Origin of the sequence: Pseudoalteromonas prydzensis (assembly GCF_011050055.1) — a bacterium.
GTDB lineage: Bacteria > Pseudomonadota > Gammaproteobacteria > Enterobacterales > Alteromonadaceae > Pseudoalteromonas > Pseudoalteromonas prydzensis_A.
Window position 1 is genome coordinate 1 of record NZ_DRGM01000221.1, and the last position, 11091, is coordinate 11091.

At 42.9% G+C, this 11091-nt stretch carries 11 protein-coding genes; 10 read left to right on the forward strand and 1 reads right to left on the reverse strand.

All coding sequences use genetic code 11. The features are described 5' to 3' along the window. The 8 genes from ENH88_RS22900 to ENH88_RS22935 form a co-directional block, all read left to right on the forward strand. A partial coding sequence (locus tag ENH88_RS22900) for a YcjX family protein (RefSeq protein WP_304185864.1) occupies positions 1 to 204 on the forward strand: 204 nt, incomplete at its 5' end. Next, positions 201 to 1244: a TIGR01620 family protein gene (locus ENH88_RS22905; RefSeq protein WP_304185866.1), complete on the forward strand. Its 1044-nt coding sequence runs from the start codon at positions 201 to 203 to the stop codon at positions 1242 to 1244. The genes ENH88_RS22900 and ENH88_RS22905, both read left to right, overlap by 4 nt. A 127-nt stretch (positions 1245 to 1371) precedes the next feature. Beyond that, entirely contained in the window at positions 1372 to 2553 is a 1182-nt protein-coding gene (gene megL, locus ENH88_RS22910) for a methionine gamma-lyase (RefSeq protein WP_304185868.1), read from the forward strand. Between the two features lie 212 nt (positions 2554 to 2765). Then, a complete protein-coding gene (gene phhA / locus ENH88_RS22915; RefSeq protein ID WP_304185869.1) occupies positions 2766 to 3563 on the forward strand; it encodes a phenylalanine 4-monooxygenase in 798 nt (265 codons plus the stop codon). Between the two features lie 9 nt (positions 3564 to 3572). Further along, positions 3573 to 3917 carry a 4a-hydroxytetrahydrobiopterin dehydratase gene (locus ENH88_RS22920; protein ID WP_149980747.1) on the forward strand — a complete coding sequence of 115 codons (345 nt, stop codon included), beginning with the start codon at positions 3573 to 3575 and terminating at the stop codon, positions 3915 to 3917. A gap of 144 nt (positions 3918 to 4061) precedes the next feature. Then, on the forward strand, positions 4062 to 7949 hold the full coding sequence (gene hrpA, locus ENH88_RS22925; protein WP_304185871.1) for an ATP-dependent RNA helicase HrpA: 3888 nt from the start codon (positions 4062 to 4064) through the stop codon (positions 7947 to 7949). A gap of 65 nt (positions 7950 to 8014) precedes the next feature. Continuing rightward, positions 8015 to 8392 carry a response regulator gene (locus ENH88_RS22930; protein ID WP_304185872.1) on the forward strand — a complete coding sequence of 126 codons (378 nt, stop codon included), beginning with the start codon at positions 8015 to 8017 and terminating at the stop codon, positions 8390 to 8392. An 8-nt stretch (positions 8393 to 8400) separates the two neighbouring features. Then, on the forward strand, positions 8401 to 8697 hold the full coding sequence (locus tag ENH88_RS22935; protein ID WP_304185873.1) for a PilZ domain-containing protein: 297 nt from the start codon (positions 8401 to 8403) through the stop codon (positions 8695 to 8697). A 6-nt stretch (positions 8698 to 8703) separates the two neighbouring features. Here ENH88_RS22935 and ENH88_RS22940 read toward each other — a convergent pair whose 3' ends face one another. Beyond that, the gene (locus ENH88_RS22940; RefSeq protein WP_304185874.1) at positions 8704 to 9894 is read right to left on the reverse strand and encodes a class I SAM-dependent methyltransferase; all 1191 of its coding nucleotides are present in this window, start codon (positions 9892 to 9894) and stop codon (positions 8704 to 8706) included. A gap of 138 nt (positions 9895 to 10032) precedes the next feature. On the opposite strand from ENH88_RS22940, the gene ENH88_RS22945 reads away from it, so the two are divergent. Both ENH88_RS22945 and ENH88_RS22950 read left to right on the forward strand, forming a co-directional pair. Further along, positions 10033 to 10698, forward strand: coding sequence for an HD domain-containing protein (locus ENH88_RS22945; RefSeq protein WP_414704880.1), 666 nt, complete (start codon positions 10033 to 10035; stop codon positions 10696 to 10698). Then, positions 10698 to 11087, forward strand: coding sequence for a VOC family protein (locus ENH88_RS22950; RefSeq protein ID WP_304185875.1), 390 nt, complete (start codon positions 10698 to 10700; stop codon positions 11085 to 11087). Before ENH88_RS22945 ends, ENH88_RS22950 begins: the two co-directional genes overlap by 1 nt. Positions 11088 to 11091: the final 4 nt, after the last annotated feature.

Sequence of the window (11091 nt, forward strand, 5' to 3'; positions counted from 1 at the left end):
ATTTATGGTAAGCCGTTATTAGAGTCACAATGGCTGACTTATTTACCGCCACAGCCACCCATGCGCATACTGACTAAGGACGAGTGGCCAACCCGTGGTTTTGAGTTTTTATCGTTTGCGCCAATGCCAAGCCCAGATAAGCAGTTAAAACACATTCGTTTGGATCATGTCATGCAGTACCTTTTAGGAGACAAACTAACATGAGCGAGACCGTATCAGGTTTTCAAGCTGGTAGACGTATTGATACCAGTGAACAGCCTTTAGAAAGTGAGCTTACCTTGATCCCAGCAAAAGTGATTGAGCAAGGTGAGTATGAAGAGCAACAACTGAATGACGAGCAACTGGATGAGGAGATTGATTTAACGCCGGTTTATAAAAAGTCAAAATGGCAAACGCTCAAAGCCGTGTTTGCTATTAGCTTTATTGTTTTAGTGTTAGCTGAATTTATATTTTCCATGGTGTTCACATTTGAGCAGTCCATCATCTTAGGCAGTGTGTACTTAATTGCAGTGCTCAGTGGCGTGTTGTTATTAGGCAAACTGTTATGGCGTGAATATAGAATGCTGCGCAGTTTAAAGCGCAATCAATTACATCGCCATGAAGCGGATCGTCTGCTTAATAGCGAGCAAGTGGGCGGTGCATTGCCTTGGCTTGAAAAGCTTAATAAACATCAGCAATTAACCGGCTTTGATGAATTTAAAGCAAGCATTGATAGCCATCATAGCGATAAAGAGATCATGACCTTGTACGCCGATAGCTTGTTAGTGAAACAAGATACTCAAGCTAAAAAGCTGATCAACCGTTTTGCTACGGAGTCTGGTTTATTAGTGGCATTAAGTCCATTAGCGCTGGTGGATATGATGGCGGTGCTGTGGCGGGGCACTAAACTGATTGAGCAAATCGGTAAGATTTACGGTATCGGATTTGGTTATGCTAGTCGGATCAAGCTTTATAAAATGCTGATCAAACAAGTGATGTTTGTTGGCAGTGCTGAGTTAGTATCTGATTTAGCGGCAACAGCGCTCAGTGCGGAATTATTAGGTAAATTATCAGGGCGAGCCGCACAGGGCTTGAGTGCAGGGATATTTACCGCACGTATTGGTTATAAAGCGATGGAATTAAGCCGTCCATTACCGCGACTTGAGCATAAGCGTAGTTTACTTAAAGGCACCGCGCAGTTGATTGCGAGTAAGATTGTATCTCGTAAAAAAGCGACAACAGAGAGTTCAGCAAGCACAAACTGACAAGATATCTGTACAGTGACTTTGGGTCACTGTACAGGAGATAGCCATCTGAGCATCCGGCATGCTTGTGATCTAGAAGCTGATACGCTTTGATTATGATATTAATAATAATCAAAAAGATCAGACAATGAACACACTCCACATCGACAGTCAATGTATCCATGGACCAGAAAAAGCCAACGATCCACATGGCGCGCTAACCGCACCCTTATATCAAACATCAACGTTTCATTTTAGCAGTGCCGCGCAAGGGGCTGCGCGTTTTGCCGGTGAAGAGCCCGGCTATATTTATACCCGTTTAGGTAATCCAACAACCACAGAGCTTGAACAAAAAGTCGCACAGCTGGAAAGCTGTGAAGCCGCTGCAGCAACCGCCACAGGAATGGGCGCTGTTTCAGCATCGGTATTGAGCTTTCTCTCACAAGGCGATCACTTAGTCGCTTCAAGCGCTTTATATGGCTGTACGTTTGCATTCTTCGCACATATGTTGCCGCGCTGGGGGATTGAAGTGACATTTGTAGACATGACCGACGAGCAGCAATTACGCGATGCAATAAAGCCAAATTCAAAAATGATTTTTGCCGAAACGCCAGTCAACCCAACCATGGCGGTCATTGATTTAGCGCTAATAGGCCAAGTGGCAAAACAGCATAATTTGCTCAGCGTAATAGATAACACCTTTCTTACCCCGTTACTGCAAAGGCCAATTGATTACGGCATTGACTTAATTGTTCACAGCGCCACTAAATATTTAAATGGCCATGGTGATGTAGTGGCTGGTTTAGTGTGTGGCAGTCAAGAGCACATTACATTAATTAAAATGACCGTGCTTAAAGATATTGGCGCAACAATCAGTCCACACGATGCATGGCTTATTAATCGCGGTTTAAAAACCTTAGCTATCAGAATGCAGCGCCATTGTGAAAGTGCGCAAATTATCGCTGAATTTTTAGAGCAGCATCCCCAAGTGAATACCGTTTATTACCCGGGGCTTGCATCTCACCCTGGGTTTAAGTTTATCGGTAAGCAAATGAAAGCTGCAGGTGGCGTGATTGCTTTTGAGTTAAAAGGCAATCTAAACGATGGTGAGCAGTTCATTAATAATACCCAGCTGTGTACGCTTGCAGTGAGTTTAGGTGATGCTGAAACACTTATTCAGCATCCGGCATCGATGACCCATTCTCCGTATTCACCCGAAGAAAGAGCCGCAGCAGGTATTAGCGATGGCTTGATCCGATTATCTGTTGGGCTTGAAAATGTTAACGATATAATTAACGATCTTAACCATGCTTTTACGTGTGTCGGCTAGTTTGTAATTTAAAGTTTACATTGCTGGTGTCTGTAAGGCCTTTAAAATATAGGGTGTAAACTTTTCGATCTTTAACTGTAATTAAATCTATACAAAAGTTGAGTCAATGCCAATTGTTGATATTGGCTCAGCTATTAAACTTTGTCTTACATTTGCTTAGTATCCCCTTAACAGGTTGACACCGATACCGGTTTAACACCAAGAAGGTTATTATGGCTAAAGCAAGTAAATACACCTCCAGGACACCAGATGAAAATGGGGTGATCCATTGGAGCGAAGCAGAAAATAAAATATGGTCAGAATTAGTTGCACGGCAATTAAAATGTATTGCAGGCAAAGCGTGTAATGAGTATATGGAAGGTCTTAAAAAAATAAACCTACCTCATGATCGTATTCCGCAGTTAAGTGAACTTAACGAGGTATTATTGGCGACCACCGGCTGGCAAGTTGCGCCTGTGCCGGCGTTAATCGACTTTGATGAATTCTTTCGTTTATTAGCGAATAAACAGTTTCCAGTTGCAACCTTTATTCGTAGCCGAGAGGAGTTTGATTATTTACAAGAGCCGGATATCTTCCATGAAATATTTGGTCACTGCGCCATGCTTACTAACCCTGATTTTGCCGAGTTTACGCATAAATATGGCCAGTTAGGGTATGCGGCAGAGAAAAAAGATCGGGTTTATTTAGCCCGTATGTACTGGTTTACGGTTGAGTTTGGCCTAATGCAAACAGATGAAGGATTGCGCATTTATGGCGGCGGTATTTTATCCAGCCCAGGTGAAACACAATACGTGTATTCAGATAAACCAGAGATCAACCCGATGAACGTACTGGATGTATTACGTACGCCGTATCGAATTGATATTATGCAGCCTTTGTACTACACCATTAACTCTATCCATGATTTATTTGATATTTCACAGTTGGATATTATGGCGCTAGTTGCGCAAGCAAAAGAATTAGGGTTACATGACCCAAAGTTTCCCCCTAAAGAAAAGTTAGCAAGTTAAGGATTTAAGATGTCATCATTAAGCGCACAAAAATGTGAAGCCTGTCACGTCGACGCTCCACAAGTATCAGATACCGAGTTAGCTGAATTAATCAAAATGATCCCAGATTGGGTGCCTGAAGTACGCGACGGTATTATGCAATTAGAGCGTGTTTATAAATTCAAAAACTTTAAACAAGCCATTGCTTTTACTAATAAAGTAGGTGATATGGCTGAAGATGAAGGCCATCACCCAGGCTTATTAACAGAGTGGGGCAAAGTAACGGTAACCTGGTGGAGCCATTCAATTAAAGGCCTGCACAAAAATGATTTTATTTGCGCTGCCAAAACAGATGAAGTCTTTGCTGCTCTGTAAATAACCATATAAAACACTGCTCTGCCCATAGAACATAAAAGGTGCCTTGATTAGGCGCCTTTTTTAATGCCAACGAGGCTCGCATCTTGAGGTAGCTTGGGTATAATTACCCGTCTTTACTCAAAATTTATAAGGTAGTTGCGGGTGGTTAACCTAGGTCAATTGTTTGGTGAACTAAAAACGTGTTTAAGAAAAGATCAATTCATCTTTAAAAAACGCCTTCACGGCATAAAAAAAATAACCGATGAAACAAAACAAGCAGCCGTGGTTGAAAAAATCACTGCCGACATTGCACGTAGCCAACAATTGCGTGAGGTGCGTTTAGCTCAGTTACCTAAAGTAACTTACCCAGAGCAGCTCCCAGTCAGCCAGAAAAAAGACGACATTAAACAGGCCATTGCCAATAACCAAGTGGTGATCATCGCCGGTGAAACCGGCTCAGGTAAAACCACGCAAATTCCTAAAATGTGTTTAGAACTTGGCCGCGGCGTTGATGGCTATATCGGTCATACTCAACCAAGGCGACTCGCTGCGCGCAGTGTCGCGGATCGGATTGCCCATGAAATGCAATGTGAACTTGGCCAGCAAGTAGGTTTTAAGATTCGTTTTAGCGATCAAGTCTCTAACAACAGTTATATTAAGTTGATGACCGACGGTATTTTACTGGCTGAAATTCAACAAGACCGGTTTTTAAACCAGTACGACACCATCATTATTGATGAAGCTCATGAACGTAGTTTAAATATCGACTTTATTTTAGGTTATTTAAAAAATCTATTACCAAAACGCCCCGATTTAAAAGTGATTATTACCTCGGCGACCATTGATCCAGAGCGATTCTCAAAGCACTTTAATGATGCGCCAATTATTGAAGTGTCAGGACGAACATTCCCCGTTGATGTGCGCTATAGGCCGCTTGTTGAAATCGATAAAAATGACATGGAAGCAGAGGGCGATCAACTACAAGGTATATTCGATGCCGTTGATGAACTGTGCCAAGAAGGCCCCGGCGATATACTGATCTTCTTAAATGGTGAACGGGAAATTCGTGATACTGCGGATGCGCTTAGTAAACGTAATTTAAAAGGAGCTGATGTATTACCGCTTTATTCGCGCCTTTCTAACGCAGAACAAAACCGTATTTTTGCTCCCCATAGTCGCCGCCATATTATTTTATCGACCAACGTTGCCGAAACTTCACTCACCGTGCCGGGTATTCGTTATGTAATAGACCCAGGTACCGCGCGCATTAGTCGTTATAGCTATCGCACTAAAGTGCAGCGCTTACCGATCGAAGCTATTTCGCAGGCCAGTGCTAATCAGCGTAAAGGACGTTGTGGCCGTGTTGAAGCGGGTATTTGTATTCGCCTATACGCTGAAGATGATTTTAATTCGCGCCCAGAGTTTACTGATCCAGAAATACTACGTACTAACTTAGCCTCAGTTATTTTAAAAATGCTCGGCTTAGGGTTGGGCGATATGGCCGAGTTCCCGTTTGTACAAGCCCCTGATAGCCGTAATATCAACGATGGCTTAACGTTACTAGAGGAACTTGAAGCGGTAAAACCAAGTCGTCACAATAGCAATATACAGCTGACTAAATCGGGTATAGAACTGAGCCGCTTACCGGTGGACCCGCGTTTAGCAAAAATGGTACTGACGGCACAAAAACTGGGTGCGCTGCGTGAAGTGATTATTATTGTCGCGGCATTGTCGATTCAAGATCCTCGCGAGCGTCCGCAAGAAAAACGTGCCGCAGCCAATGAAAAGCATGGCCGTTTTGACGACCCCGATTCAGACTTCATCGCCTTTTTAAATTTGTGGAATTACCTCGAAGAGCAGCAAAGTGAGCTAAGTAACAGCCAATTCAGAAAACTGTGCCAAAAGGATATGCTCGCTTATATGCGTATTCGAGAGTGGCAAGATATCGTTTATCAGCTTAGTACGGTGTGTAATGAAATGGGCATGAAAGCCACCAGCAATGTTGCCGATGGCGATAAAATCCATCAAGCGCTATTGAGTGGTATGCTCAGTCACATTGGCTTTAAAGATGAAAAGCAAGTATACAAAGGCGCTCGTAATAGTCAGTTTCATATTTTCCCAGGCTCCGGATTATTCAAAAAAAGCCCGAAATGGTTGATGTCGGCAGAGCTGGTCGAGACCAGTAAGTTGTATGCACGTATTAATGCGAAAATTAATATCGACTGGGTTGAACCACTTGCGCAGCATTTAGTCAAGCGCAGTTACAGTGAGCCGCATTGGGAGCAAAAGCCCGGCGCGGTAATCGCGTTTGAGCAGCAAGTGCTGTACGGACTGATTATTGTCTCTAAACGCCGCTGTGTGTATAGCAATATCGACCCAAAAGTGAGTCGTCAGTTGTTTATTCGCAGCGCTTTAGTTGAGCAAGATTTAGGTCAAAAGGAAGGGTTCCTACAATTTAATCGTGAATTAATTGAAGATATTCAAACCCTAGAAAATAAAAGCCGCCGTCGTGATATTTTGGTTGATGAGCAAACCTTATATGAGTTTTATGATAAGAAGATCCCAACTCAGATCAACAGCCGCGCGGCATTTAATAAATGGTATAAAACGCAAAAGCAGCAAGATAAACATTATCTGCATATGACCCGCGATGATTTAATGCAACACGGTGCTAATAGCGTTACTGAATTTGATTACCCTGATGTATGGCAACAAGGTAATTTAATGTTGCCACTGAGCTATCATTTTGATCCCGGCCAAGCGGTCGATGGGGTGGCAGTGCAAATTCCGGTGGCATTGTTAAACCAAGTGGAAGAAACTGGCTTTGACTGGCATATACCGGCATTTCGCCATGAGTTGATCACCGGTTTAATTAAATCGTTACCTAAATCACTACGTCGTAATTTTGTGCCTGCGCCAAATTATGCGGATGCGGTGCTAGCTGCCATTGAGCCAATGCAAGGTAACTTCATTGAGGCATTAACGACGCGTTTATTGCGCATGACAGGGGTAAAAGTGGAGCCGGATGCATGGGACCTCACCACGCTGGCAACTCATTTACGCTTACAGTTTGAAGTACGTGATGATAAAGACAATGTACTTGCGCGAGGCATGGATTTAGCGAAACTCAAAGCACAATTACAAGGCAAAGTTACGCAAACCTTGTCTAAGGTTGCGGATAAAGGCATTGAAAAAAGCGATCTGCTGCAATGGGATTTTGGTAAATTACCGGTATCCTATGTTAAAAAACAAGGCCAGTATGAAATCAAAGCGTACCCTGCGCTGGTGGATAAAAAGTCATCTGCGGCAGTCGAATTATTTGATAACGAAGTTAAAGCCCAAGCCGCACACCAACAAGGGTTGCGCCGTTTAGTGCTGCTAAATGTACCGTCGCCGATAAAGTATTTACAACAAAACTTACCCAATAAAGCAAAATTAGGGCTATATTTTAATCCGTTTGGTAAAGTTGCTGATTTAATTGATGACTGTATTGCCGCTGGGGTCGATAGCTTATTGGTTTCGCTTGGTGATGTACGTACTGAACAAGCATTTGAACAGGTTAAAGAGCAAGTACGTGGTGAGCTTGGTGATGCTGTTGTGGCGATTGCCACCCAAGTTGAACAAGTACTCAGCATTGCCCATGCATTGCATAAAAAGATGAAAGGGCGCGTTGATTTAACTATGATCACTGCACATGGCGATATTAAAAGCCAACTTGAATCGTTAATTTTTAAAGGTTTTGTTTCAAGCCATGGGGCTGACAAACTTAGTGATCTAATTCGTTACTTAAAAGCGATAGAAAAACGCCTAGAAAAGTTGCCTGTTGACCCAAATCGTGACAGATTATGTGTACTTGAATTAGATAAAGTCGCGCAAGAGTATCAAAAACTGTTGAAAAAAGTGCCGCCAGGAATGCCTGTACCACAACAATTACAGGATGTTTTTTGGATGCAACAAGAGCTTAGAGTATCGCTGTTTGCACAAACGTTAGGCACGCCGTATCCGATTTCAGCAAAACGTGTGCTAAATGCTTTGCAAGACATTGATTGAGCGTGCGTTAACAGTACGCTTAGCCGAAGGAAATATTTGTAAGATGAGAAGGAACTGTATTAACCATGTGCTCATCCGCTAACACACTGCCGCGTTTACTGGTTGTAGACGACGAGTACTTTAATTTTGAGATGCTTAAAGTCGCTTTATCAGCTGACTTTGAGCTCAGTTATGCTGAATCAGGTAAGCGTTGTTTATCGTCGGCCATTGCTAATCCACCGGATGCTATTTTACTCGATGTATGTATGCCCGGTCTGGATGGCTACGATACCTGTAGAATGCTGAAAAATACCCCTGAAACACGCAATATTCCAATTGTGATGGTGTCAGGTTTAGAGTCAGCGCAAGAACAACAAGCTGGATTTGATGCGGGCTGTGATGCTTATGTGGTTAAACCTTTTTCAGTCGTGGGGTTGTTAGAAAAAATCAATACTGTGGTGTAGGAGGTCAAATGCTCAATGAAGATAAACGTAACTTTAGACGCATGCAATTAAATGCACGTGCCAAACTAACGACTCTTGAGCCAATTGCTGATCAACAATTTGATGTAGTATGCGTTGATTTAAGTGCAACGGGGTTATCAGTACATTTGGATGAATTACTTGAGCTGGGCACCATTGTAAAAGTAAACATTGATTCTACCAGCCCAGCGATTGCACCACTTGATGCAACCGCGAGGGTGGTTCGTGCCAGCAAAGAAAGTGACGGCACGGTGACCGCAGGACTTGAAATAATGCAGTTTAACTAGCGCAGACTAGTACACTTTACAGATCAGGCCTTTTAAGTAAAAACCTTCTGGGTAGCTACCTGCGATTGGGTGATCAGCAGCTTGATTTAAGCGTTCCATGATCAATAAATCTTTGCCTGCATCAAGGGCCGCATCGGCAACCACTTTTTGAAATAAGTTTTGATCCATTAAACCCGAACATGAGAACGTTAATAACGTGCCACCAGGTTTTAGAATTTGCATGGCAATCATGTTGATATCTTTATAGCCACGGCATGCGCCAGTTAGCTGTGCTTTGTTATCGGCAAATTTTGGTGGATCCATCACAATAGTATCAAACAGCACACCGTCTTCACGATATTGACGCAATAGTTTAAAAACATCTTGTTTAACAAAATCAACACGATTCAAATCTAACTCATTGTGTTCAACATTGCGCTTAGCGGTATCAAGCGCGGGTTGTGATACATCAACGTTAGTAACATGTTCACAGCCACCGCGCAGCGCATACAATGAAAAGGTACCTGTGTAGCTAAAGCAGTTAAGCACTCTTTTATCTTTTGAAAAACGCTCTAATGCAGCACGGCTATCCCGTTGATCAAGGTAAAAACCGGTTTTATGGCCTTCGAGAATGTCGACTTCAATTTTAAAGCCGTTTTCTTCAATTAACACTGGTTGCTCGGGTTTGTTACCCCATAGCACACCCATGGTTGGCTCTAAGCCTTCTTTGCTACGTACATCGACATCAGAGCGCTCATACACATTGCAGCCAGGGAAAATAGCAATTAAAGCGGCAACTATTTCACCTTTATGGCGCTCTGCACCGGCACTTAATAACTGACACACTAAAAAGTTGTCAAATTTATCAATGGTAACGCCAGGTAAAAAGTCCGATTCGGCGGCACATAAGCGAAACCCTGTTAAGCCACCCTCAGCAATCACTTGCTCGCGTGCAGCAAGTGCGCGACGTAAACGACGCTCAAAAAAAGCGTGGTCGATGACTTCTGTTTCATCAAAGCTCCACACCCGTGCGCGAATTTGTGAATGCGGGCTGTAAGCCGCTGTGGCTAAAAATTTACCATTGTTATCGTGAATGGTCACTGTGTCACCTAAACTCGGTTTACCTTTTATTTTTTTGATGGCTTTTGAAAACAACCATGGGTGTTTTCTTTTTAGTGATTTTTCACGACCAGCTTCTAGGTATACAACAGATGACATTAGGCTTCTCAATACGGATAAATTAAGAGCGTATTTTAGTGAAGCGGGCTCGAACATACAATGAATGTTTTGCACTACCCCCTATAACCGCGGTAAAGTAATGGTAATTCAATGCATTAATTTGAAATTACAGGATTTATGGAACAACGTTTGCCCGTTTTAGCATTATCTGAGCCGCTACAACAGCTAGAGAATCATTGTCGTGCCTTCATTATGTCGTTAGTAAGTGCTGATGTCGCCCACGATATAACGCATATTGAACGCGTGGTGAGAGTCGCAAAGCAGTTATGTGTTGCTGAACAGGCTGATATGAACATTGTTTTGCCTGCGGCCTGGTTACACGATTGTGTTGCTGTGGCTAAAAATCACCCCGATCGCGCCAGAGCATCGACAATGGCTGCTGATAAAGCGATCACCTTCTTAACGACGATTGATTATGATCCACAGTTTTTTAAAGCCATTCATCATGCCATTGCAGCACACAGTTTTAGTGCTAACATTGCAATTGAAGGCGTGGAAGCACAAATCGTTCAAGATGCCGACCGCATGGATGCACTAGGGGCAATTGGTGTCAGCCGTTGTATGAAAGTAGGGGGCTCAATCGGGCGCAATTTATATCATCCGGAAGATCCATTTTGCCAGCATAGAGAGGCCGATGATACTTTATATACACTGGATCATTTTTTCATCAAGTTATTACACATTGCAAAAAGTATGAATACACCGTCAGCAAAAGCAGAAGCGGCGCGCCGTACCGAGTATATGCAGGTGTTTATTAGACAACTTAAATCTGAGCTTGGCTAATGGCAATACCTGCTTTATCTGGTGTCGATCATTGCCACTTAAATGTGGCAAACCTTGAGCAAGCTGTGAGCTGGTACAAAACGGTATTAGGCTTTGATATTGTGCCAGAGCTGGCTTTTTGGGATGAAGGGAAAGGGCCTTTAACTTTAGAAGATGCACACGCGACGATCCGTTTAGCGCTGTTTGAGGCCGAAGGCAAAAGTAAAGGTATTGCCTTTGCCGCATCGGGTGAGCAGTTTATTGCTTGGTGCAAGCATTTGCATGGGTTAAATATTAAAACCGTGCTTGCCGATCATCAAGTTACATATTCGGTTTATTTTCAAGATTTAAGTGGCAATAGCCATGAAATTACCTCCCATGACCATGCTTACATAGCTGCGAATATATAATACC